This is a genomic window from Bartonella tribocorum (genome assembly GCF_002778015.1).
GTDB lineage: Bacteria > Pseudomonadota > Alphaproteobacteria > Rhizobiales > Rhizobiaceae > Bartonella > Bartonella tribocorum_B.
Window position 1 is genome coordinate 21,357 of record NZ_NJPP01000013.1, and the last position, 24,334, is coordinate 45,690.

The following is a 24,334-nucleotide window of genomic DNA, read 5'->3' on the forward strand; positions in this document are numbered from 1 at the left end:
CAAAGGTTAAAGACGGAACCTCAAAAAACGTAATAGCAACAATAACAATCCCATCCATTATTGATACAATAATTTATTGAGTTTGACGATTTTAATGAAGGCCTCAAAAAAAGTTCCATATACACTTATCGAAGATTTTTACAATTTTGACAAGATGTTAGCGATGAATCGCCCTTTTCACCTTTCTTTGCCTATTCCTCATATAATTTTTCGTTGGTTTTAAAATCTTCTATACTATAAGATTCTTCACAACCAGCACCCCCCCATGCAAAGCAAGCAATGCTGTAATAACAACGCGCTTCATAGTGCCCCCTCTCCTGTTCTAATACCAACCGCCTTCTTACTTTTTAGATTATTCTTTTGCCTTTTGTTCAGATTTGCGCCTTTTATCTTCAGAAATCCTTTTATTTAGATCTTCCATTTGCTTTCTATTATACTCGTCTCTATACTTACGATATCTTTCATCTGCTTTTTTTGCACGTTCTTTAGCAAATTCACGATCCGCTAACCGCATATTTTTACAGCTTTTCGAATGACCCGTCCATCCACATTTTTCTGCATATTCTTTGAATAATTTTTCATCTTTTTTAAAATCTTCAACACTATAAGATTCTTCACAACCAGCAACAACACTCCCTGTGCAAAGCAGCAATGCTATAATAATGGTCTTGTTCATCAATAAATTCCCCTTCTTTCAAATTTAAAAAATCTGAGACACAATTGAGCATCCCCTTAAAATTGCACTTCCGGTTCATTGTGCATTTCTAAAAATCTTAAAACCCTCCTCTGTACTCAATTTTTATAACCTTTAATACAAAGCAAAAAAACATGCTCTCATCGATATTGTTTATAATTTATTTGTTGACTTGTTGTTTTTCAGATTCAGGAGATTTTGAAGTTGATTAATCTATTTCTTTTCCTAATTCCTTGTTCAAACCATCTAATACAAATTCACTAGCAGCTTTTAGTAAATTCTGGCAATTTCTAGATGATGACTGTAAAGATGGTCCCATTTTTTCGCATTTCTTTCCCCATTCTTGCATCAATTTTTTATCTTTCTTAAATTCTGCTACGCTGTAGTTTTTCTCACACCCAGCAGTAACAAGCCCTGTGCCAAGCAATAGTGCTGTTATAATAATCTTATTCATAGTTTTACCCCTCTCTTATTTTATATGAATCGTAACAACGTTGGTTTCATGTAATTCCCATATCGTGACCTTGCATATAACTTTCCTTCGACAAATACATGCACTTTCAACGCCAATAGGTTAAATCATGAGAGCCGCTTTCTTTCTCAGATTTACATTTGCAATATCATCGATACAACTGCTCTTTGTCTTTGAACTGTTCAAACTTTAGCAAAAATTGTGATATCTTGATATTTTCAAAAAGCTTTTTAATCACTTCTTTTCTTTCAAGTTTTTTCCTTCAAGAACCACTTCATTATGAGAAGCTGAACAAATATCTTATCAAAAATTCATCATGCCCATATTCATTGCAAATTTTCTGCAAACGAAAGAGTATATCTTCTCATCGACTGATTGTGCTCTTATCACCTTCTCCCCCGAGAAAGAAAACCTTAATTTCCCTTAAACTTTTTAAATGACAATAGAAGTTTCAATGCCAATAAAAATTTTAAAAAAGCGATCTTATACACTCTGATAGTAGTAAAAAAGATTATTCCTTGCCGACCATCAAAGAGTATTCAATACTCAGAATATAAAATCATATAAATGTAAGAAATATTTTTTCTAACATGCTCAATGATTTCTTTTGGGTATGAGGAAAGCTTATAACGTATCAATATCAATAAATTTTATTTATTTTTATCCCCCTAAATACATAAATATAAATTAATGAAATGAAGTATTGTGTAACAGAAAAACATCATCAACGCTATTCTTAATGACATATATTACGTAAAATAAACAAAAAATCACTTCACATTTAAAATCATAATCAGAAAAACTCTTACGGAAGAATAAATTTACAGCTCTCCAGCTATAATACAAATACAAAGGGTATGATGATCACATCTATAGAAGAAAAATTAAAACGAAAAATTTTTATAGATTTATCACTGTTTCATAAGATGCAACAATCCTCGTAAAAAAGAGAAGTGCTTTTATCACGATTAACTTTATATAAAAATGGCCAGCATCCTCTTCGTTAAAAACACTTAAATCAACGCATACTTATTATCGTATATCATCTTTTATTTTCCATATTTTTTTGAAAGCAATTCGCGCACCTCATCGGCCATTTTAGTTCCACGACTCGCACAACTTACCTTAATTACCCGATGTAAAGTTTCTGGTATATCAATCGTAAGGCGCTTCATTCCTCCACTCATGTTTTCTTTGTGGCTTCCTACCCACGCATCCGCCGTTAAAGGGATTGATTTATTGGTTGGTTTCGTACCAATTTTAATTTTTTTATTCATCACACTAACTCCTTGATTTCCGCTGCAACAGCTTCAATCTCTGCGGTTGCTGGTCCTTGCTCATCAACTTCGTAAACAGCCTTACCCTGTGCTGCAGCTTCTGCAAAAATCACGCGTTGTGCAACACTAGAAGAAAGAACATGCACGGGATATATCCCAAGGGCTTCGTTCACATCACGCCCTATCGCCGTATTGACTATTTTACGATTAATAACAAAAGCAGATTGAAGATTTTCTTTATAAACACGCGCTTCATCAATCAGCTTTACAATTCCATCAGCTGCCCAAATATCATAGGGACTAGGCAAAACGGGTATAAGCACAAAATCCGAAGCCATAAGGGCACTACGCGCAAGATCCGTTACACGCGGAGGACTATCAATAATAACATGATCATAACCATGACCAATCTGTGCAATCTCTTTGTGAACTGTTGCACGCGGCAAACCAATAACTGAAAATAAAGGAACATCCTCACGCGCAGCAGCCCAATCCAATGCACTCCCCTGTGGATCAACATCAATAAGCAATACCCGTGCACCAGTACGTGCAAAACTGGCCGCAAGATTCACGCTTAACGTGGTTTTTCCAACACCCCCTTTTTGATTCAAAAGTCCAATAATCATTCGTTACGTCTTTCATCATTATCGTTTTTACGACTATACAGAAAACAACAAAAGAAGCAAGCACCCAACACGTGCAAAACAACCACTTTTCTTAATTTTTAGGATAAAAACAACAGCCCCCAACTTTATCTTTATAATATTCTTTTAGTATGAACGCTCAATATTATGAAAATAGTGTTCTTAAGGATAAAACGATAAATTTAAACAAGCAATACGCTCTTCCTCCCCTGCCTTAAAATGATTGTTTCTTCAATTTACATCAATCTGTAAAGAATGGTCTATCCATAATCTTTACCCCTTAGATTTCGCCCTTCATGGCATCCCCTACATACGACTCGACAAACAAGCTCTGCCCTGAATAAATAACAAATGATCAAGAAGAATTCATGATTTTACATGTTGTAATGAGAGAACAAAAATCCATAAAATTCTCTTGTTTGCCTCTCTTAAATTCAATCGATTAAAATTACTTGCTTGCCCTCACAAACAGAGCTGACAGATGAAAACAAACACTTAAAAATAAAAATACTGCTTATTAAAACACGTCATAAGAAGTGTTTTAAATATCAAGAATTATTGGCAGCATCGATGGCTTGTATATGATAACAGCTTACTTGTCCCTTTTCTTGAACTAAAGAAGAGCGGATACAATGAATGTTATACTCTTTAAATTTATACCTTTTATGCGCAACAAAGTGAAATGAGCTTGAAAGAAAAAATAAGGATACCCCTGCCCATAAACAAGCAACACAATGGGATGTTCTATGCTTCGTGAGAAGAACAAGGAATCCATTACAGAGAAGATTTTCATAACGATCAATCTATTGAGCATCTCCATCTTTACACTTGAGAAGAAGAAAACGCCCCCCATCACGCGACTTTGCCAGCGCGTAGGGGTTACATAGGCTCTTGGCCCTTAAAAGGACTCATGAAAAAACATTTTTTGTCCTTATCTTGAAAATTTCACTCCACATGAGGCTCTCGCTTAATAACGTGCAAGAAAGGGGGCTTGATTGATGCAATATGAAACGGGCTTAAAACAAGAGAACCTTACAGCTTCAAGGTTCTAACTCAAGTTAAGAAATATCATATTATCATTAATAAATTAATGTGTTATATAAAACACAATAACAAACGTGTTGCGCATTGAGGTATTTTGCACCTTACAACGCATTCGCCCAAAACACTCTTCTCGAAAAAAAGAATATTTTTGTTAAGATGCCATTGAAAGATCTTACCTTCATCATGTTCTTTTATAGACTTAAGAGTATCATAAAAATCATACAATTGGGAATAAATAAAAATGAATTTACAGCAAATTGACCCTGATATTTTTATCGGCGCCCAAATTAGCATAGAAAATATCAAAACATTGGCAGAAGTTGGTTTTAAAACAATTATCTGTAACCGCCCCGATCACGAGGAACCTCATCAACCTGATTTTTCGAGCATTAAAGCGGTTGCAAATAACTATGGCATAAAAGCCCATTACATTCCCATTTTTCCTCCGACCATAGAAAAATCATGTGTTGAAACCATGCAAACAATTTTAAAAACAGCGTCTCTTCCTCTTCTTGCCTATTGCCATCACGGAATGCGTTCACTGCATCTTTACCGTTTAGCACGTCTTTAATCATAAGCTTCATATGCTTTTTCCTTGTCCTAAAAAATAAGGATTCTTAAGTTTGCATCGATCTGTAAACGAGTGTCTGTCAATAATTTTCGCCACGTGTTTCCTATTTAGGCTTCCTACTTAAGCTTCCTAACTTCATATCATCGACTTTATAGAATTCTAAAAGAAAGCTCTTTCCTTGAATATACAACAAACATCCCCCTCTAAAGCCATAGCAATGCATGCAAATTTATAGGATAATCAAAAAAATATTTATCTCACCTTTTATCACAGCTTCATTTCCTTTTTCTCATCCTTACCTATACACCTCATTCGCACACCACAGACATATAAAACAACAGTAAAACCACTAAGCCCCCACATTCTGTGTAAAAAGCGCACAAAATATTCTATAAAAAGCCATAAGCCATAATCTATGATTAATTACAATATATTGATTGATAATAATAATTAATTATTTTTCCCGTTGAATAAGAAACCCTGGTCCCGTAGAATTTTCACATTTCAAATCTGTTTATCTTGAAACAATCAAAAACACCTCTTTTGCATATCAAAAATGAGAAGACCCCGTACGCATAAAAATGCGTTAAGAAAAAATAGCTCTTGTAAACGCTCTCAAGAAGCCAAGAAATTACAATATTGAAGGCTCAAAATACAAACAAATAATGCTAAATGGCTCTTTTATTCAACATAAAGACGATAACACTCAACGAAGCTTAGATTCTTCCATTCACAAGCGCCGTCGTGAAAAAAATAAGGCAAATATTTCTTTAAAATAAGCGCGTAAATGTACAAAGCAAGTCTATTCCATTTAAAGCTTTTTATCCTTTACATAAAGAACATGGACCCTATGACAAGAAAAACAAAAATCTGAAGCAATGCGTCATTTTCATTCTTCAAATAATCTTGCTGTGAAGAGTTATAAAGGAAGAAAACCGAATTAAAAAGAGAGAAGACGCTAGACGAATTTCTCCATTTATAACGCCATATTTTCCCATAATGAGATTGTAGATTGGTTTCAGAAATTCTCCAAAGGATATAGGCAAGATACTCATCTCCATCTGACATATAAAAACTGGAACAGCAGAAGAAAAAAGAACGACCCCGCCTTGATCTTTGCCTCAAACATCCTGCTGCATTGGCACTGAATATTAATTGACAAACAACAACAAAAACAAAAGTTTTATCAGAAAAAACACCATCAAAGTTACGAATAGACCGAAAATAAAATTGCAAAGATATCCTAACTTTTTGCCAACACTTTTATCCACCAACAACAATGGTGCCAAAACGAGCCATTGTGTTTTCTTATCCTTACAAGACCACCTTCCCTTGCATTATTATGCGTGATACTTACTAAAGAACAAATGAAGAGACAGTTCTTGGCTTGAGAATATGAAAGGCGAGTGCAATACGATAACAAAGGTGTGCCCTGTATCATCAAAAGCATTAGAAATTCTAAAACAAGTCCCCCTTGCTCTTTCCTAATGATTTCTTTTTATCTACAATTGATCGCACTCTCCTTGCTCTCTTTAAGGTGAATTCCCTATCACATTATATGAGAGAAACGAGACTTAAAGCAATTTCCATCGGCTTCATTTTAGTTTACATGATGCGTTAGCATGAAAACCGCTGCTAACCACTGGTCTCCTTCGCAGAACACAACAAAAAAGCTTTACTTGAAAATATTCATCACATGAAGAACAAAAAACATCCCATGCGTAAAATTCTCCATGCGCCCAATATCGTCATAAAGAATGATACGGCCATAACAAGACAAATCAGAAAAAAGCAATAATAAACTTCTAAATCAAAAGTTATTGATTTCAAACTTATAAAATTCCAAGATTAAAAACTACCTTTCTCCTGCTTCTCATCTATTCTTGCCAAATATGCTATGTTCTTATTCATTGGTTTTTCATCATGGATTTTAACAGATTAGAAAGAAACAAGCAGTAAACTTTTGAATAATAAAAAAATCCATCAAATTAACTTTAAAAAAAATCATGCCTCAATCAGATCTTCAAATATTCGATTCCCCCTCCCAACAACGGAAAAAACATATATTCCATGACATCTTGGAATATATCTTTGTAATTATCATCACTTTAAGTGCTCTTTTTACCGCTCTTTTTTCTTTTTCAGATAAACTTATGGCCTATTTCTAAAAGCAAGCTGCTTATCCAACTCTGATAATGGTCGGACTGTCTGTAAAATTTCTTTTGCTTTTTCTTCATCACGGTGCATTTGTGCAATTAAAGGTTCAAGCCCATCAAATTTTTCTTGTCCGCGCAAAAACTGGAAAAAAGAAACGGTACAGCTTTCCCCATAAAGGTCATCGTTAAAATCAAACAAATAGGTTTCCAAAAGTGGCACCCCATCTTTAACAACCGTTGGACGACACCCAAAGCTTGCAACGCCATCATATAAAATACCATTCGCGCGACGCAAGCGTACCGCATAAACACCATGTGCCAAACGAACTTGAGGAGGCAACATCTGATTAGCGGTAGGAAATCCTAAAAGGCGTCCAAGTTTTTCGCCTTGAATAATATGAGAACATACGCGATAGTGATAGCCTAACAAATGAGCTGCTTTGTCCACGTCTCCTCGTGAGAGAAGTTGTCGAATAAAACTAGAAGAAATGACCAACGATTGTGAATCTTGAGAACGAGAAACGCAGGGAACTTGCACAACCTGAAATCCATATTTTTCTCCCCTTTGACAAAGAAGATGTACGTTTCCACTTTTCTGATGACCAAATTGAAAATTTTCGCCTGTCACCACAACGGAAACATCAAAAACTTCCTTTAAAATCGACCTAATAAATTCATCCGCTGAAAGAGTAGCAAACTGTGTATCAAATGGCTGTTCAATTACGCCATCAAAGCCAAGAATTTTAAAAATTTCAGCTTTCTCAGCAGCCTCTGTCAAACGATAGACAGGCGCTGAACGTTGAAAAAAACTTCTTGGATGAGGTTCAAAAGTTAAAACAACAGCGAGTTTCTTTTTTATCCGCGCGAAATCAAGCGCTTTTTGCAACACTACCTGATGCCCACAATGAACACCATCAAAATTTCCAAGAGCCAACACAGCTCCCCGCCAAGCCGAAGGAAACATATGAGTTCCCTGAAGACGCAAAAAATTAGCCATTACTGAAGTGTCCACATGATTGCTTGTGGCCTATAACCATGACGTTCCAGAAAAGAATGCAACGCTTGCTTATCCACCACACCATTTTTCATATAATCATAACGATGAATCCCGCCCATAATGTAAAGAGCATCAAGACCAAAATGAGCCGCCCCTTTAATATCCGTCAAAAGACCATCACCAATAGCTAAAACTTGACTTTTTTCTACTTTCCCACGTATTTTTTGAAGTTTTTCAAAGGCACACTCATAAATAGGTGCATGAGGTTTTCCAGCGATGCGGACTTCCCCCCCTAATTGTTGATAAAGACGCGCCAAGGCACCAGCACACCAAAATTCCTTATTCCCATAATGAACAATCATATCAGGATTAGCACAAATAAAAGGTAAATTCCGCGCGCGCATACGACGAAACATCTCCTCATAAGCAGAGGGTTCTTCATCAAAATCTTCAAGAAAACCACTACAAACAACAACAGAAGCTTCCCATTCTTCAACAAATTCACACTCTAACCCTTCAAACAACACCAAATCACGTTGTGGACCAATGAAAAAAACTTTACGCGGCGCAGTACAAATGAGATCACGCGTTACATCCCCTGAAGTAATAATGGCATCATAATAATCACGATGAATATTCATGCTTTGTAATTGGGCTGCAACATCTTCCCTTAGTCGAGGAGAATTGGTTAATAAAATGACACTTTTCCCCATTTGTCGAATTTTATACAACACTTTCAACGCGGGTTCAAATGCCTGTACACCGTCATGCACAACACCCCACACATCACAAAAAACAGCATCATAATGCGCTATAATAATCTCAATATGGGTAAGTTCATTCATGGTGCACCTATCTCTATTTATCATTGATCAAGCTGTCTTTTACTTCAAATTTACTTATCGAAAGATAAGACTTCTGTCATCTACTTTCTCAAATCATATCCCAACTTTGTATCATCTATAGAGACCATAAAAAATGATAAAATAAATAAATTATGAAAATTTAAAACGYTTTATATCAAAAGCTTATCATTGCCAAATGCTCATTTTTTGCATAAAAATTTCAATTCTAACAACAACTGCGTTAATATCGTTTTTCATCTAAAATACTCAAATTTTCAATTTAACGCCCTCCTTTTTTAAATTGCTTCCTTAAATATAAATCCATTGATTTATAATAATAATTCGTTATTCATACATAATAAGAAACTTCAATTTCTTTTCTCATTTCAAATCTGTTTATATTGAATTAATCAAAAACTATTTGCTTGCACATTATAAGCGGGACGAGCGTATAGATAAAAACACTTGAAGAAAAGAATAAAATACCTCCTAATAATCCCTCTCAAATGTAAAAACTGTCATAATATTTTGGATTACCAAAGAGTCTGGAGAATATATTCTATCAGGCATCTTTTTTCAGTAAAGATAGCAGAATAGCGTTTATACTATTTATGAAAGCTTTTACTTTATACGCTTCAAGAAGTACTGTTGTAAAATGATCTCAAGCATTGAAAAATATCCCTGCTCGTGAATATACCAACAATCCCATCTATTATCCCGTTTTGATTTTGTTTTGCATGAGGAATTTCCACTCATGAAAGCTTTTTCCTATCATCATGATATATCAAGCCCCATAAGAAAAACCATTTTTCTTATGAGGCAAAGATCTCTTTCGGTCCCCTAGGCACTTAATCTTAAACCCCATAGGTTTGGTTGCTTTTTTCGCCAAACTCAGGACGGATGGCATAATTGTAATAAGCGAATATTAAATAAAAAGTTGAAAGGCAAATAGCCTCTTATTAAAAAAACCTATCCATCTCAAGAAAAACTATTTTTATTGCAAAGATCCTGCAATTATTTTATGAGTTAAAAGATGTTTTGGTCGCATACGCAACGACCAATAGGGATTAAAAGTCTGAAAAACTCAAACATGAATTGATCTCACTTTGCAGGTATCCTAAAATTCCAAAAGATTTTGCACTGTCCAAGTGCTTTTCAGCACTAAAAGTAAAATGCTGATTTGAGTTCAGTGCTTTTAACTCTCGGAATACGAATGCGAAGGCGCTCCCACCCGGTGGAGAAAAAATGCCAACCAATAATCTTAATATTGATCTTTTTGTTGGTAAAAAGATTCGTTTGAGATGAAAAATGCTGAAGATGTCTCAAAAAACATTGGGTCAACATTGAGGTGTCACCTTTCCAACAAATCCAGAAATATGAAAAAGGCCTAAACCGTGTGAGTGCAGGACGTTTAAAGGAAATTTCCGATATTTTGAAAATTTCAGTTTCCTTTTTTTATACTGATATCATTAAGAAAGAGAATACCCCGTACCATTATGATGAAATCGCCTCGCGCAAAGAGGAATATTGGCTTTTAAAAAGTTTTAGAGTCCTCACATCTGTCAAACAGAAAGCAACTTTAAAACTGATTTCTGATCAAAATTAAAGCGTTTACAAGCATAAGTATAAAGCGCACCATGCTCTGTTCTTGGCGTTCTCCCCACACCAAAGAGGATGCAAATCTCTCCTCAAACCGGTTGATAAACAATTCGTCTTCTGAAGAACAACTCCTTCTCAGCTTCCCATTTCATAGGGGTCCTTTCCCAAAATTATAGGAACAAGCCCTCCCCTGAATATTCATCACATTTCCTCATCAAAACACCCTATGCACAAAATTTCATCTTACATTATCATATCTCAAACGATAGTGCTTTACAGTATAATAGGACAAGCATTCATACGTATAAAAGGGTCACCCCCTCTTCGCTGTGAATACGCCATTGATATTAGACAATATACATTTGATACACTTAAAGACTCGTAAGATGCCTGAAAGGCGTAAAAGTGAAAACCCTTTACCATCTTTCCCATCTCCTTTTAATTCAGCTTTACGGCTTTCAAAAAGGGCCCAAAGCAATATCTTTCAAATAATGCAGATTGCTTATTACCTCACGCTTTTGTTTATCGCGTTCTTGAATAGGTCACAACCCTCACGTAAAATAGAACGCCCCCCAGTTGTACATTCACGGACTTGTTTTAAAGAAACATCTCTCAAAGAGCACACCAAGCCCATCTCAAAACGACGCCCATGCATGGTATAACGCTAAAGCCCCCATGAATATAGCACCCCCACCTTTACGCTTGTGAAATAACAAACTGGCACCATCACACACTTTGCCAATGCATTGATGTTGCGGACACCTCTTAGCACTTAAGATGATTCATAGGAGCTACTTTTCGTCCTTTATTATACAAGTTTTATCCCCACGCTCATCCAGCTTGTGATGTGCAAGAAAGTGATTTTGATTGATTCAACATAGAACAGGTCTAAAATGAGAGAATCTTACGTTATTTGGAACTCTCACTCAACATATAAACAGTGATTTATCATTATAAATCAATATATTGCATAAAAACTTAGTGTCTTTTATACATTCCTCAAAGCATGTTCTTTCCTCTAAAATCTCAATGCGACACCAACGTCATTAGCAAGACAACATGGTCCAATACTCTCGTGAGAATCATCCTCAATTTTATAAAGTTGAAACAAACGATATAATGACCAATACAATTTGAAGCGATTATCTGAAAGATGAAAAGTGATAACGATTGCTACCTATAAAAATTAAAGAAACAACTATTCAGCAATTATTTTTTGCACAGTAACTTCTTTATTTGGAACTTATATATCATATCTATTGTTGAGGTATGTATTTATTAAAATGCATGCCCACAATCGGTAGAAGGAGTCTCTTTCGAGAAAAATAGTTCATTCTCTGCTTTTAGAACGTTTTGACAATTCGTAGATTCCTAAACAGCTGGTCCTGAAAGAAAATACTTTTTTACCCATTCTTCTCTTCATTTTGCATCTTTTTTAAAATCTTCTATGCTATGTTTTTTTACACTCGGCTCTTAACAATAGAGCCGTGCATAATAAAATAAACTTTTTCATTTTGCTCCTCTTTAAATACCTTATCTGTTAACATTATCCCCCAAATGGGTTTTGAATTTTCATATTTTACGAAAGTTGAGCGTGATTATCCCTTGCTTGCTTCCACAATGAACATCTAAGTACAATAATGCAAAAAAAGCGCACGACAACCATCCTATGCGTTTGTCGTAAAATATAATGAGAAGAAAAAAGCAAAACTGAATACAAATGACGAAATCAAAAGACACACAAGTGCTTTTATCCAACTTATTTCAAATAGAGACACTGAAATAGGAATTGTTATTCTCCTCGGAAAATCTATAAACATGGTAATAGCTAGTTTCATTAATAGACGACGAAGTCATCAAAGAAAAAAGTCCAATGCTCTTTACCTATTTATATTTCGGCCATTGCTTTTCCCTTATTTATGATAGTTATTTTATACTTATTGATTTTAAAATATAGAAAAAACACCAACAATAAAAATCACTTTTACGAAGCTTTCATTGTAAGGATCTATTTGCAAGAAAGTATTTAGAAGCAGATAAGTTTATATGAAAGCTTCATAAAGCATGCAACAAATTGACGAGCTTTGAAGAAATACAAACAGTCTTTATCCAATATTGAAGACAAAGTTCTGATTTAGAAAAACTTTTGCTATGAATTCTTTTAAGCTCTTGTGAAACATTCTATTAGTTGTATCAAACCTTCTACTATTTTGGGGGCTGTTCATTGTTACTTTTATCAATCGAGCTTTAAAATCTATCATCCCCCTATCGAAATCCGTTTCTTGAACATTTGTTATCTTCTCACTTTTTCCTTCAAGCACAAATACTCAAAAATCCTTTGCCATCCAAAATGACATTTCCCTTCTTTTTAAAAACACACAAGAAGAGAGTCCATTTTAAGAGCAACTCTCTCTTGAAAAGAGAAAGATTACCCGTTCACCTTTATGAAACAAAGACGTCAATATTCTCACGGTTTATTCCCACTTACCCCAGGGTCAGTTGTAATTTTATGGGTCAAGTTTTCTCTATCAAAGTTTAAGTCAATAGGTTCATTAAAGCAAATCATGGCCTTGCAAAGGGATTATAAGATCCATTATCGCGCCGCCATTTTAGAGGTTCAGTGAAGTCACTTGACCAAAGACCAATCTTGTTATCGCGTGCTTTTTCTTCCGCATGATAATATTGTTTTGGAATAGGATTTTTACCCTCTTTTGAGAGTACCAACATGCCTTCTGTAAGACCTGCCTCTGCCAAATCAACCCCCTGAACAAAACATTGCGCATAATAAACACCATTGTGCATAAAAGCCTGCTTACAGGATAAATCATAACCAAGTGTTTTGGTGACAAGCCAAGCCATTGTCACCACACCACAGGGCCATTCTTGATTCTTTAATTTTGCTTTTTGACGCGGTGCGCAGGTATCCACACCATAAAGATGAATATCACGGGTAATATGGGATCGCCAAGATTGTGCAGAAGGCGTCAATAATTTAAATGTAGTTCCACTGGTAACAGATGCCCTACCATGAAAAACAGCCCCATCATTTGCAACATTGTTTAATGAAGCACGCGTCTGCAAATCAAGCACTGATTCATTTTTGTCCAATGGCTGTTTAGTTTTTTCTAGTGGCTGTTTAGTGATCGGTTGACTCAATTTTTTTTCTTCTCGATAGAGATCAACAATATCTTCGATATCTTGCACCGTAAATGGTTTAAGAATGCTGAAATCTATTTTATCTTTATATTGGCTTAATCCCCACACGATAGAACCCATAATGTAAATAATAACAATTAATTTAAATTGCATCTTTTACAACACACTCGCTCAAAAAATTCATTGTTTTATCTTCCTTTCATATTATTTATCGGCAATAGCATTATTTTTAAAGAAAAAAATCAAAATATCTATGTTGCAAATTAACAACACTTTTGTAAAAAATAAGATTCTTTCTTTCATTGTTTTAATATTGTTATCTTAACCAAAAATACAAACTTAAAATTGCCATTTTCATATAACAGAATTCCAGCCCGTCTCTTTGAAGAGAATTTGAGAGTGGAAGATCCACGATCAAGGCTTTTAAAACAAAAAACGAAGAGTTTAGACTGTTAAAATAACAAATTTTTTCAGTTTTTAGAGACAATAGAATGTCGACATATAAATAAATATTGTTTGTTAATAGAGAGGTAAAATGACAAATAATAGATTTCAGGATATCGTTTTTATCATGACCATGCTGCTGTTTACGGCAGTTTTTGTATCAGATTTTTCTTATGCTGCGGCTTCTGCTAGTGATGGGGGTGGTTTTGGGAACCTTGATGGTGTTTTAGGCAACATTGTTAGCGCGATGACGGGTCCAACAGCAAAGCTGATTGCCATTATCTGTGTTGCTGCTGTGGGTATTGGCTGGATGTACGGCTTTATTGATTTACGCAAAGCGGCTTACTGTGTTCTTGGTATTGCCATTGTTTTTGGAGCCCCTGCTCTTGTCAATAAATTAGCCGGTCCGACGAATTAGTGAGCATAATATAATATGAATGAAGATACTCTTTTTCTTGCCTGTACACGTCCGGCCATGTTTTGCGGTGTTACAATGGAAGCAATGGCGCTCAATATTATGGCCACATCCATTCTCTTCATTTTGACCAGTGATTTTACCATGTTTGGTCTTGGAATTGGGATGCACTTTATTTTGCGTGAGGTAACAAAGTACGATCACAACCAATTTCGTGTATTATTTGCGTGGCTCAATACACGAGGAAAACAAAAAAACCTCAACCGATGGGGAGGGAGTTCTACCTCCCCCTTACGCCTTGTTCGCGCTTACAAGGAGCTACTCTGAAGGAACGAAACCGGTGAAACAGATGACAATAATGAAGCGGGAAACTTTACCTGAAGACTATATTCCTTATATACGCTACATTAACCAACATGTCATTGCTTTAAATTCGCGCTGTTTAATGGTTGTGATAGCCGTTGAAGGTATAAATTTTGACACAGCAGACATTGATCAATTAAATTCTTTACACAACCAATTAAACACGCTGCTGAGAAATATTGCCGATGAACGGGTTGCTTTATATTCTCACATTATCCGGCGTCGTGAAACGATTTATCCAGAAGGCCATTTTCTTTCATCTTTTGCAACAATCTTGGATGAAAAATACAAACAGAAAATGGTTTCTCAAGAGCTATATCGAAATGATCTGTTTATTTCACTTCTTTGGAATCCCGCAGCCGATAAAACAGAACAATTGGTTGCATTTTTTCAGCGCTTGAGCAAAGCGAAAAAGACGCAATCTGAACCTGATGCGGAAGCTATTCGTAAACTCGAAGAATTAAGCCAAGATCTCATGGAGGGTTTAGAAGAATATAAGGTCCGTCTCTTATCAATCTATGAACATGAAGGTGTTTTATTTTCCGAACAAAGTGAATTTCTCCATCAATTGGTAGGTGGAAGACGTGAACGTATTCCTCTCACATTTGGCACCATTGCCTCAACGATTTACTCCGATCGTGTTATTTTTGGGAAAGAAATTATTGAAATTCGCCATGAAAGCAACGAACGCTTCGTCGGCATGTTTGGATGGAAAGAATACCCTTCTAAAACACGCCCGGGGATGACTGATGGCTTGCTCACGGTGCCATTTGAATTCATTTTAACTCAATCCTTTGTTTTTAAAAGTAAAGCGGCCGCCGGTGCAATTATGAGCCGCAAACAAAATCAAATGATTAATGTGGCCGACCGTGCGAGCTCACAAATTGATGCACTGGATGAAGCCCTAGATGATTTGGAATCAAACCGTTTTGTTTTAGGCGAACATCACATTTCTTTAGCTGTTTTTGCAGATCATCCTAAAACATTGACTGAAAACTTATCAAAAGCACGTGCCCAGTTAACCAATGGGGGCGCCGTGATTGCCAGAGAAGATTTAGGATTGGAAGCCGCATGGTGGGCGCAGCTCCCCGGAAATTTTAGCTATCGTGCACGTTCCGGCGCCATTACCAGCAGAAACTTTGCCGCTCTATCGCCGTTCCACTCTTTTCCGGTTGGCAAATTGAATGATAATGTTTGGGGAACTGCTGTAGCTTTGCTAAAGACACAAGCGGGTTCTCCTTACTATTTTAATTTTCACTTTGGTGATTTAGGCAACACCTTTGTTTGTGGTCCATCGGGCTCTGGGAAAACAGTGATTGTTAATTTTCTTCTAGCACAATTACAAAAACACAATCCGACCATGGTTTTTTTTGATAAAGATCAAGGAGCGGAAATTTTTGTGCGTGCAGGTGGTGGAAAATATAAGCCTTTAAAAAACGGACACCCTACCGGTATTGCCCCCTTAAAGGGCATGGAATACAGCGAGAAAAATAAAATCTTTCTTCGCAATTGGATTTTAAAGCTTGTGACCTCTGAAGAGCAAATCGTGACCGAAGAAGAGCGACAAGATATCGCCAGAGCCATCGACTCCTTGGAAAACTTGCCTCCAACACAACGCTCTCTTGGTGCCCTTCAACTGTTTTTTGACAACACATCCAAAGAAGGGATTGCCATACGGCTACAACGCTGGATTAGAGGCAATGATTTAGGATGGGTTTTTGATAATGATCAAGATGATCTCAATTTAAATGCCCAATTCATTGGCTATGACATGACTGATTTCTTAGACAATGAAGAAATTCGGCGCCCCTTGATGATGTATCTTTTTCATCGCATTCTTGATCTGATTGATGGACGGCGCATCATTATTGTTGTTGATGAGTTCTGGAAAGCTTTGGAAGATGATTCATTTAAAGCTTTTGCACAAGATCGTCTCAAAACAATCCGTAAACAAAACGGCTTAATGCTCTTTGCCACACAAAGTCCCAAAGACGCTTTAAACTCAACAATCGCGCATACAATTATTGAACAATGTCCTACCCAAATATTTTTTCCCAATCAAAAAGCAAATTACCATGATTATGTCGAAGATTTCAAACTCACCGAGCGTGAATTTGAACTGATACAGTCAGAATTAAGCAGAGAATCCCGTCGTTTTCTCATCAAACAAGGACAGAGTTCCGTCGTTGCAGAACTCAATTTACGTGGAATGAACGATGAGATTGCCGTTTTAAGTGGTACCACAAAAAATATCGAACTCATGAATGAAATTATAAACGAATATGGAGCAGATCCTAAAGAATGGCTGCCTATATTTTATCAAAGGAGAGAAAATCAATGAAAAAATATGGCTTAGTGACACTATTATCTTTTTCTTTTATTTCTCATACAATAGCGCAAACTCCCCCCGATGTTGATGAATATTATAGACAGGCACTTGAGAACACACAAAAATTAAATGCTGTAAAATCAGAAACGGCTGAAACCATTTATAAGACTGCCGCTGAAACGACGAAAAAAATTAAAGAAATAAGTGATCAACTTGAACACCTTAAAGCACAAATAGAGACAACAGCCACTGAAACAACAACAGACACTGCAAAAAAATCTCAACTTGAAGAATTACAGAAGCTTCAAGCTCTTCGACAAGAGCTTCAAGTAAAAGTTTCTCTTCTTCAAGCTGATCTTCAAGCAAATTCTTTAAAGCTTCAGTCTTTGGCGATGATTCAAGCAAGAGATACGAAGACAAAAGAGGAGTTGCGTGAAGAAAAGGTGCAAGAGAATTATAAACAGATCCAAGCACAATTAAAAGAAAAAGAAGAAAAATTGAAAGAAAAACTTGAAAGTATGCGTACGAATGTCAGACTATAATTTTTCTCCCTTTGAAAGCATTTCTGGGTATATTGTAACGCCCCTCGATGATGTAGTTGATACAGCGGTGAGTGGTTTATCTTCTGCACTTTCAGCGCCCTTAAATCTTGCCGCAATTATTTTTATCTTTCTCTATGGTTATAATGTTATGACGGGTCGTGTTGCGCTCTCCATGCATAGTCTTCTCAACAATGTTGTTAAGATTGTTGTTGTAACCACAATGACAACGAATGCGGAGACGTTTAATACATATGTTAAAGATATTTTCTTCAATGATTTGTCCAACGCGATTGGGAATGCGCTCAACAGCAATCCAACAAACTCCAATGTTTTTGATTATATTTTGTTAAAGGCCAGTTCTCGCTATCAAGAAGTCTTATACAATGCTTGGTTTTTAGAAAGGATCGTTGTGGGACTTCTTGGTTCTATCATGCTTCTCGCCGTTATACTCTTTTGTATCGGTGGTTTTATTGTCCAAATGTTTGCACAAGTTGCACTGGTTATGATTATAGGTCTTGGACCTTTATTTATTAGTTTATATTTATTCAATGCAACGCGCAAATATTCCGATGCATGGGTTGCAACTTTGATCAATTTCACTATTTTACAAGTTCTTGTGATCATGCTTGGCACTATTATATGTCAAGTGATCCTACAGGTTCTCAATGTTTCATATAAATCAATTTATCTTCTTTTTCCCCCTGTCATTGTCATTTCTATCATAGGGGTTGTGATCTTCCGTGCACTTCCCAGTCTTGCAACAGCGCTCGCCTCTGGTGGACCATACTTTCACGCTGCTGCCTCAGGAGGACAGATTTTCTCAATGTTTACGAGTGGTATAAGATCAGGTGGTAATGCCGTAAAAAGTGCTGCTTCACACCTCTCAGGATCTGCCGGTAACGCTGCTAAAACAGTGGGAGCTGTGGCAAAAGGAGGAGGATTTGGAGGTGGTCGTGGTCGGTTTTAAGATAAAGCGCTTATTTAAGAAAATAAACATTTTTGTTTTTGCCCTGCGTGCGCCTTTTGGCGCACGTTCCATGATCTTGTTCCATGTAAGTGTCAACATATTGGTTCTTACAACAAAACCGATCGCACTCTTACATCCCATAAACGTGTAAAGATATTCAACATAAAGGCTCTCATGCATTGCATTCCAAAATATTTGTGAGTTCAAAAAATGAAACGAAAAATAACTTTTGTTATGATCCTAACAATTGCCCTTACCGGCTGCGCCTCTTTGAGTGCTCCCAAAAAACCACCACGCTGTAATGGAAAACATACCCGTGCTTTAAATAAAGATAAATGGAATTGGAACAACAAAAACATTGTCCTCCAAGAAAGGTCACTAAAACCTGTGACCACGCCCATCATTCTCAATACTTTGGAAAATGAAAAAGCAACAGTCAACTCGACCCTTAATCCAGCTTCATTAAAGTCAACAATTCATGAAGCACAAGCTGATAAAACTGTGGAGGTTACGCGTGAAAAGTGACGCGCTTGAAGAATATATAAAAGAAGCACGCTCTTTTGACATTGATCGCATGCATAGTATGCATGTGCGGATGAAAATTTCCATGGCTTTAACAGTGCTTTTTGGATTGATGACGATTGCGCTTGCTTTGGCTGTCGCAGCTTTGACGCCCTTGAAAACGGTAGAGCCTTTTGTTATTCGCGTTGATAACACAACAGGCATCGTCGATACTGTAAGCGCCCTAAAAGAATCTCCTAACGACTATGATGAAGCAATAACGCGTTATTTTGCCAGCCAATATGTTCGTGCGCGCGAAGGTTTTCAAGCATCCGAAGCAGAAAGAAATTTTCGCTTAATTTCTCTTTTATCTTCCCCAAAAGAACAAAACCGTTTTGCAAAATGGTATGCGGGCAATAATCCAGAAAGTCCGCAAAATATTTATCACAACATGACTGCGACAGTCACAATAAAATCAATCTCTTTTATAAGCAAAGATCTTATTCAAGTTCGTTACTATAAAACGGTCAGAGACTTTAATGAAAAAGAAACGATTTCCCATTGGATTTCAATTTTAAATTTTTCCTACGTTAACGCACACATTTCAACGTCTGATCGTCTTATCAACCCCCTTGGTTTTCAAATCTCAGAATATAGATCTGATCCAGAGGTAATAAAATGATCAGGCTTTTACAAACAACTTTTTTAATTTTTACGATCACTCTTGGCTTTCACACAGTTTTCTCATTTGCAGAAACAGCACCTGTTAGTGCCCGTAAAGATAACCGCATCAGGTTTATCAATTATGACCCCTATAATGTCGTACAAATTATTGGTTCCATTCGCTCTTCAGTTCAACTGGAGTTTGCCGATGATGAAGAAATAACCTATGTAGGAATTGGAAATTCTGTTGCCTGGCAAGTTGCACCAGCTGGCCACTTTGTTTTTCTTAAACCGCGTGAAGTCCAACCTGTGACCAACTTACAAATCGTCACAAGCCGCCAAGATGGAACACAACGTTCTTACCAATTTGAACTAAAAATTCGTGAAGGCGATGTTTCAGCCGGCAATGAGACCTATTTCTTGGTAAAGTTTCGTTATCCAGAAGATGAAGCTTTGCGTAAGAAATTAGCCGAAGCAGCAAAAGCCGAACAGCGTGAAGCAAACTTTGTCAATGATGTTTTAAATATCCATGAAGATTTCGGACCACGCAATTGGGCTTATGAAGCCCAAGGCTCATCGCTCATTGAACCTGCCTCTGTCTATGATAATGGAAAAACAACAACCTTTACCTTTTTAGGTAATGTTGAAATCCCTGCCATTTACCTTGTAACGCCTGATGGGCAGGAAGCCCTTATTCCTAAATCAATTAAAGGCAACAAGGTTATTGTTCATGCGACAGCAGCACAATTCACGCTACGGCGTGGAAATGAAGTATTGTGTATTTTTAATAAAAGGTTTGTTCCAGAAGGAATTAATCCTGAAACGGGAACGACATCACCATCTGTACAACGTAAAGTGAACATAGGAAACAGCCATGAATAACGCCGTGGATGAAAAAAACGTTAATGATCGCGATACCATACAAACGGCTCAAGGAAAAGGTCAACAGAGCAATATAGGCAAAGCAATCGCTCTTATTATTCTTTTCAGTGTCTGTCTTTATTTAGCTTATTCAATGCTTGTCACAGACAAAAAACAACCGGTTGAATCTTTAAAAGAAGGATCAAAAGAAGGAAAAGTTATCAAACAAACAGAACTTTTTCGCCCTGCAAAACCTACCCCTCCTTCTCTTGAACAGACTCACACAAATAACGCTCTGTTACCCAAAGTCGAGCTACCAACACCCAAAATTAATCAATTAAATTCCGATGATTCCCTGCTGGAGGCAGCACAACGTGCTCCTGTATTAGCTTATGCGAATACCCCAAAAAGCACCACAGATTTACCAACAAAGAACAGTGCCTTTCCTCACCAACTGGAAAGCATGCCTGATGAAACAACACAACGCTTTAATCATCTTCTCAAACCCACAGTTCTTGAAGGTATTCGTGCTTCAACTCTTGGCAATCGAAATTATATTATCACAATGGGAACTTCTATCCCTTGTATCCTAGAAACAGCCATCAACAGTGATCAACAAGGTTTTGCCAGTTGTATCGTCTCCAGAGATATTTTATCAGACAATGGTCGTGTTGTCCTTCTTGATAAAGGCACCCAAATTGTTGGTGAATATCGCGCTGGGTTGAAAAAGGGGCAAAAACGTCTCTTTGTACTATGGAATAGAGCGAAAACCCCCAATGGTGTCATTATATCCTTAGCTTCACCAGCAACAGACAATTTAGGACGCTCTGGTATTGATGGTGATATTGATAATCATTGGGTAGAGAGAATTGGATCTGCACTTCTTGTATCCCTGATAAAAGATGCAACAAACTATGCCAATAAAAATTTATTAAAAAAACAAGACCAAGAAGAGAATGAAACACTCTCTTCAGGACGAAACATTGCAAATCTTATTGCCCAAAATTACGTCAATATTCCTCCTACCTTATCCAAAAACCAAGGGGAAATGGTAAACGTTTTTGTTGCCCGCGATTTAGATTTTTCTAGCGTTTATAAATTAAAAGTTATCGAAAACAAAAAACAGATTATCAATCGGGCTTTTCCAAGAAACTTTTACAAAAATTCTGCGATACCTTTACAATGAATCCAAACTTAGACACCATGAGTAATGAAACAGTTGCTATTGTTCTCACAAAACTAAAACCCATTAGTGTTTTTTTGAAAGATGAGAGTCTTTTTGAAATTGTTATCAATCGTCCCTATGAAGTGATGACGGAAGGAATTGATGGATGGAAAACAATAGAAGCTCCCGCTCTGTCTTTTAATGAGCTTATGGGGATTGCGAAAGTTGTCGCGTCCTATTCCAAGCAAAATATATCAGACAAGAATCCAATATTATCGGCAACTCTCCCAGGCAATGAGCGCATTCAAATTGTCATTCCACCAGCTGTCGAAAAAGACACGATTAGTATGACCATTCGTAAACCATCATCGCAGAGTTTTTCTCTCGAAGAACTCGCCAATAAAGGTCTCTTCTCGTTATGTGAGCAAATCTCTTTCACGCCATTGAATGATTATCATAGACGTTTTAGCGAACTCAAAATGATCGAGCATAATTTAGCTAATGCCTATTGCAATAAAGACTATGTCTCCTTTTTAAATCAGGCTGTAAAATGCCAAAAAAATATTTTGATTGCGGGAAAAACTGGTTCGGGTAAAACAACATTATCCAAAGCGTTAATCGCCAAAATTCCTCAAGAAGAGCGTATTATCACCATTGAAGACACACAAGAATTGGTGATACCGCACCCTAACCATGTTTCGATGATTTATTCAAAAGATGGCCAAGGTTTAGCTTCTGTTGGCCCTAAAGAATTGCTTGAATCATCCTTACGGATGCGTCCTGATCGTATTCTTTTGCAAGAACTTCGAGATGGGACAGCCTTTTATTATATCCGCAATGTTAATTCAGGCCATCCAGGTTCCATTACAACGGTTCACGCCTCAACAGCCCTTGGCGCCTTTGAACAAATGACTCTTTTGGTCAAAGAAAGTGAAGGAGGTGGTGATTTAGAGCGTGATGATATTCGAGGTTTATTAATTTCAATGATTGATATCATCATCCAATGCAAACGAGTTGAAGGAAAATTTAAGGTCACAGAAATTTATTACGATCCCTTCAAACAACGCAATATCTTTGGCGGTAACTAAAGATAAAACATGCCTGCTAAAAAAGGCTTATTTAAGACAATTATTTAAAAACTGGAAAGGAAGAATAAATGCCAGAAAAGACAACAGAAGAAGAATTAAAACAACGCCGCAAAGACGTTAACGCGGCCATCAGCTCCCATGCAATAGAGGGAATAACGCTTCATTCCACAACGCTAAAAATTTTAGAAGAATATGCGAAAGGGAGTATTTCACTAGAAAAATTTAACACTCTTATGGACAACGCTGAATTATAAGGAGGTAAACATGCCTAAAGCAAAAAAAAAACAGAACCCCTTCACCTGATCATTATACTTATCCTCAAAGCGTCACGCTCAAAAATAAATATGGAATACAAGACTACACATCCCTTTTGGAAAAATGCGCGCATGATACAATAAAAGAAATGATCAATCTGCTTTCATGGGAAGGGCGCACAAACGAAAACGGGCTAGCTTTATCTTCTGCCTTTGCAAAAAGAAAGATTAAACACCCGAAAAAATATGCCTGCTAAAAAAGGCTTATTTAAGACAATTATTTAAAAACTGGAAAGGAAGAATAAATGCCAGACGCAGACAGAATCTTTTCACATCATCATTATACTTATCTTCAAAGCGCCACGCTCAAAAATAAATATGGAATAAAAAACTACACATCCTTTGTAAAAAAATGCGCGCATGATACAGCAAAAAAAATGATCAATCTGCGTAAAGAGCCTCTACCAGAACAGTTTAATAGTTCCTATCTATGCTCTATTCATCATAAGTTGTTTAAAAATACCTTTGAATGGGCTGGACATCCGCGTCATATCCCCTTTACATTTGAAGATGGTACCACAGCCGTCATGCCTATCGTAGAACATTCTAATTTTTTTGCAATCGGTGATGAGGTTCAAAAAGGCTTACAACAATTAGATCAAACGCTTAGTCAAAAGAATAATTTGCAAGGCTTAACGCGCGAAGAATTTAACTTGGAAGCCGCAAACTTATTTAACTTTCTCAACTACATTCATCCATTCAGAGAAGGTAATGGACGCACACAACAAGTGTTTTTTGAAAAACTTGCTCAAGCCGCAGGCCATCAACTTGACTTTTCGCTTGTCACACAAGAACGCATGACGCTCGCCAGTGTTGCAGGAGCAGTAAAGGGTGATCTAGAACCGATGCAACATCTTTTTGAAGATATCTCTAATCCAGAAAAAATTGATCTTTTAAAAGAGTTTATGGATAACATGGAAAATATGGGACGTAATGTGAATAATCTCCCTGTTATGGTTACAAAGGAAGGTGAGACTTACACGGGACTTTATAGAGGTGCTGGCCTTAACAGCTTTGCCATCAATGTAAAGGGAACTTTCATCATCGGCAATAAGGACTACCTTACACCAGACCAACTCAAAACATTAAAACATGGTGATGAATTGACCTTCACTGTCCCACAAACACAAGAGTTAAATAACACGCTCATCCCGAAGGAAATGTTACCCCCTTTGGGAAAAACTGAACTTTCCGAAATGGTTGCAGAAGATGCCCGTGTCCATACAA

General features: G+C 36.8%; 20 protein-coding genes and 2 pseudogenes. 14 read left to right on the forward strand and 8 right to left on the reverse strand.

Annotated elements, in window-relative coordinates; genetic code table 11:
- Nucleotides 1–352: 352 nt before the first annotated feature.
- The 4 genes from CEV08_RS04810 to parA form a co-directional block, all read right to left on the reverse strand.
- The gene (locus CEV08_RS04810) at nt 353–676 is read right to left on the reverse strand and encodes an EexN family lipoprotein (protein ID WP_100130594.1); all 324 of its coding nucleotides are present in this window, start codon (nt 674–676) and stop codon (nt 353–355) included.
- Between the two features lie 226 nt (nt 677–902).
- On the reverse strand, nt 903–1,148 hold the full coding sequence (locus CEV08_RS04815) for an EexN family lipoprotein (RefSeq protein ID WP_100130595.1): 246 nt from the start codon (nt 1,146–1,148) through the stop codon (nt 903–905).
- A gap of 1,067 nt (nt 1,149–2,215) precedes the next feature.
- On the reverse strand, nt 2,216–2,443 hold the full coding sequence (locus CEV08_RS04820) for a hypothetical protein (protein WP_100130596.1): 228 nt from the start codon (nt 2,441–2,443) through the stop codon (nt 2,216–2,218).
- Nucleotides 2,443–3,069, reverse strand: a complete 627-nt coding sequence (parA, locus tag CEV08_RS04825; RefSeq protein WP_100130597.1) for a ParA family partition ATPase — start codon at nt 3,067–3,069, stop codon at nt 2,443–2,445. Before parA ends, CEV08_RS04820 begins: the two co-directional genes overlap by 1 nt.
- Before the next feature lie 1,303 nt (nt 3,070–4,372).
- Between parA and CEV08_RS04830 the strand changes: the two genes are divergently transcribed.
- Nucleotides 4,373–4,702 (forward strand): TIGR01244 family sulfur transferase, encoded by a 330-nt coding sequence (locus tag CEV08_RS04830; RefSeq protein ID WP_100130598.1) that lies wholly within the window; start codon nt 4,373–4,375, stop codon nt 4,700–4,702.
- Between the two features lie 2,151 nt (nt 4,703–6,853).
- On the opposite strand, the gene CEV08_RS04840 is transcribed toward CEV08_RS04830, so the two are convergent.
- On the reverse strand, nt 6,854–7,855 hold the full coding sequence (locus CEV08_RS04840) for a bifunctional riboflavin kinase/FAD synthetase (protein ID WP_100130600.1): 1,002 nt from the start codon (nt 7,853–7,855) through the stop codon (nt 6,854–6,856).
- Nucleotides 7,855–8,700: a TIGR01459 family HAD-type hydrolase gene (locus tag CEV08_RS04845; RefSeq protein ID WP_100130601.1), complete on the reverse strand. Its 846-nt coding sequence runs from the start codon at nt 8,698–8,700 to the stop codon at nt 7,855–7,857. Before CEV08_RS04845 ends, CEV08_RS04840 begins: the two co-directional genes overlap by 1 nt.
- A gap of 1,245 nt (nt 8,701–9,945) precedes the next feature.
- Between CEV08_RS04845 and CEV08_RS04850 the strand changes: the two are divergent.
- Nucleotides 9,946–10,306: pseudogene (locus CEV08_RS04850) on the forward strand (helix-turn-helix domain-containing protein).
- Between the two features lie 387 nt (nt 10,307–10,693).
- Here CEV08_RS04850 and CEV08_RS09940 read toward each other — a convergent pair.
- A pseudogene (locus tag CEV08_RS09940) lies at nt 10,694–11,081 on the reverse strand (hypothetical protein); the annotation flags it as partial.
- 1,780 nt (nt 11,082–12,861) lie between these two features.
- On the reverse strand, nt 12,862–13,608 hold the full coding sequence (locus tag CEV08_RS04870; RefSeq protein WP_100130603.1) for a hypothetical protein: 747 nt from the start codon (nt 13,606–13,608) through the stop codon (nt 12,862–12,864).
- A 382-nt stretch (nt 13,609–13,990) separates the two neighbouring features.
- On the opposite strand from CEV08_RS04870, the gene CEV08_RS04875 reads away from it, so the two are divergent.
- The 12 genes from CEV08_RS04875 to CEV08_RS04930 all read left to right on the forward strand — a co-directional run.
- Nucleotides 13,991–14,317 carry a TrbC/VirB2 family protein gene (locus tag CEV08_RS04875; RefSeq protein WP_100130604.1) on the forward strand — a complete coding sequence of 109 codons (327 nt, stop codon included), beginning with the start codon at nt 13,991–13,993 and terminating at the stop codon, nt 14,315–14,317.
- 15 nt (nt 14,318–14,332) lie between these two features.
- Entirely contained in the window at nt 14,333–14,641 is a 309-nt protein-coding gene (locus tag CEV08_RS04880) for a type IV secretion system protein VirB3 (RefSeq protein WP_100130605.1), read from the forward strand.
- 22 nt (nt 14,642–14,663) lie between these two features.
- On the forward strand, nt 14,664–17,018 hold the full coding sequence (locus CEV08_RS04885) for a VirB4 family type IV secretion/conjugal transfer ATPase (RefSeq protein ID WP_100130606.1): 2,355 nt from the start codon (nt 14,664–14,666) through the stop codon (nt 17,016–17,018).
- Nucleotides 17,015–17,548 carry a type IV secretion system protein VirB5 gene (locus tag CEV08_RS04890; protein ID WP_100130607.1) on the forward strand — a complete coding sequence of 178 codons (534 nt, stop codon included), beginning with the start codon at nt 17,015–17,017 and terminating at the stop codon, nt 17,546–17,548. The genes CEV08_RS04885 and CEV08_RS04890 overlap by 4 nt, the downstream gene beginning before the upstream one ends.
- The gene (locus tag CEV08_RS04895) at nt 17,535–18,515 is read left to right on the forward strand and encodes a type IV secretion system protein (RefSeq protein WP_100130608.1); all 981 of its coding nucleotides are present in this window, start codon (nt 17,535–17,537) and stop codon (nt 18,513–18,515) included. The genes CEV08_RS04890 and CEV08_RS04895 overlap by 14 nt, the downstream gene beginning before the upstream one ends.
- Nucleotides 18,516–18,725: 210 nt before the next feature.
- Nucleotides 18,726–19,040 carry a type IV secretion system protein VirB7 gene (locus CEV08_RS04900; RefSeq protein ID WP_100130609.1) on the forward strand — a complete coding sequence of 105 codons (315 nt, stop codon included), beginning with the start codon at nt 18,726–18,728 and terminating at the stop codon, nt 19,038–19,040.
- Nucleotides 18,994–19,698 (forward strand): virB8 family protein, encoded by a 705-nt coding sequence (locus CEV08_RS04905; RefSeq protein WP_208436847.1) that lies wholly within the window; start codon nt 18,994–18,996, stop codon nt 19,696–19,698. Before CEV08_RS04900 ends, CEV08_RS04905 begins: the two co-directional genes overlap by 47 nt.
- Nucleotides 19,695–20,561, forward strand: a complete 867-nt coding sequence (gene virB9 / locus CEV08_RS04910; protein ID WP_100130611.1) for a P-type conjugative transfer protein VirB9 — start codon at nt 19,695–19,697, stop codon at nt 20,559–20,561. Before CEV08_RS04905 ends, virB9 begins: the two co-directional genes overlap by 4 nt.
- Nucleotides 20,554–21,726 (forward strand): type IV secretion system protein VirB10, encoded by a 1,173-nt coding sequence (gene virB10 / locus CEV08_RS04915; RefSeq protein ID WP_100130612.1) that lies wholly within the window; start codon nt 20,554–20,556, stop codon nt 21,724–21,726. The genes virB9 and virB10 overlap by 8 nt, the downstream gene beginning before the upstream one ends.
- A complete protein-coding gene (virB11, locus tag CEV08_RS04920; protein ID WP_100130613.1) occupies nt 21,723–22,793 on the forward strand; it encodes a P-type DNA transfer ATPase VirB11 in 1,071 nt (356 codons plus the stop codon). The genes virB10 and virB11 overlap by 4 nt, the downstream gene beginning before the upstream one ends.
- A gap of 68 nt (nt 22,794–22,861) precedes the next feature.
- Nucleotides 22,862–23,047, forward strand: coding sequence for an antitoxin VbhA family protein (locus tag CEV08_RS04925; protein WP_100130614.1), 186 nt, complete (start codon nt 22,862–22,864; stop codon nt 23,045–23,047).
- Between the two features lie 305 nt (nt 23,048–23,352).
- On the forward strand, nt 23,353–24,334 hold a 982-nt coding region (locus CEV08_RS04930), incomplete at its 3' end, for a Fic family protein (protein ID WP_180753556.1).

Excerpts from the sequence above, each read along its gene's own strand:
- CEV08_RS04905 (WP_208436847.1), top strand. The coding sequence starts at position 18,994 with ATGAAGCACAAGCTGATAAAACTGTGGAGGTTACGCGTGAAAAGTGAC.
- virB10 (WP_100130612.1), top strand. The coding sequence starts at position 20,554 with ATGAATAACGCCGTGGATGAAAAAAACGTTAATGATCGCGATACCATA.
- CEV08_RS04885 (WP_100130606.1), top strand. The coding sequence starts at position 14,664 with ATGACAATAATGAAGCGGGAAACTTTACCTGAAGACTATATTCCTTAT.
- CEV08_RS04925 (WP_100130614.1), top strand. The coding sequence starts at position 22,862 with ATGCCAGAAAAGACAACAGAAGAAGAATTAAAACAACGCCGCAAAGAC.
- CEV08_RS04810 (WP_100130594.1), bottom strand. The coding sequence starts at position 676 with ATGAACAAGACCATTATTATAGCATTGCTGCTTTGCACAGGGAGTGTT.
- CEV08_RS04840 (WP_100130600.1), bottom strand. The coding sequence starts at position 7,855 with ATGGCTAATTTTTTGCGTCTTCAGGGAACTCATATGTTTCCTTCGGCT.
- CEV08_RS04880 (WP_100130605.1), top strand. The coding sequence starts at position 14,333 with ATGAATGAAGATACTCTTTTTCTTGCCTGTACACGTCCGGCCATGTTT.
- CEV08_RS04890 (WP_100130607.1), top strand. The coding sequence starts at position 17,015 with ATGAAAAAATATGGCTTAGTGACACTATTATCTTTTTCTTTTATTTCT.
- CEV08_RS04815 (WP_100130595.1), bottom strand. The coding sequence starts at position 1,148 with ATGAATAAGATTATTATAACAGCACTATTGCTTGGCACAGGGCTTGTT.
- virB11 (WP_100130613.1), top strand. The coding sequence starts at position 21,723 with ATGAATCCAAACTTAGACACCATGAGTAATGAAACAGTTGCTATTGTT.
- CEV08_RS04870 (WP_100130603.1), bottom strand. The coding sequence starts at position 13,608 with ATGCAATTTAAATTAATTGTTATTATTTACATTATGGGTTCTATCGTG.
- virB9 (WP_100130611.1), top strand. The coding sequence starts at position 19,695 with ATGATCAGGCTTTTACAAACAACTTTTTTAATTTTTACGATCACTCTT.
- CEV08_RS04895 (WP_100130608.1), top strand. The coding sequence starts at position 17,535 with ATGTCAGACTATAATTTTTCTCCCTTTGAAAGCATTTCTGGGTATATT.
- CEV08_RS04875 (WP_100130604.1), top strand. The coding sequence starts at position 13,991 with ATGACAAATAATAGATTTCAGGATATCGTTTTTATCATGACCATGCTG.
- parA (WP_100130597.1), bottom strand. The coding sequence starts at position 3,069 with ATGATTATTGGACTTTTGAATCAAAAAGGGGGTGTTGGAAAAACCACG.
- CEV08_RS04820 (WP_100130596.1), bottom strand. The coding sequence starts at position 2,443 with ATGAATAAAAAAATTAAAATTGGTACGAAACCAACCAATAAATCAATC.
- CEV08_RS04900 (WP_100130609.1), top strand. The coding sequence starts at position 18,726 with ATGAAACGAAAAATAACTTTTGTTATGATCCTAACAATTGCCCTTACC.
- CEV08_RS04830 (WP_100130598.1), top strand. The coding sequence starts at position 4,373 with ATGAATTTACAGCAAATTGACCCTGATATTTTTATCGGCGCCCAAATT.
- CEV08_RS04845 (WP_100130601.1), bottom strand. The coding sequence starts at position 8,700 with ATGAATGAACTTACCCATATTGAGATTATTATAGCGCATTATGATGCT.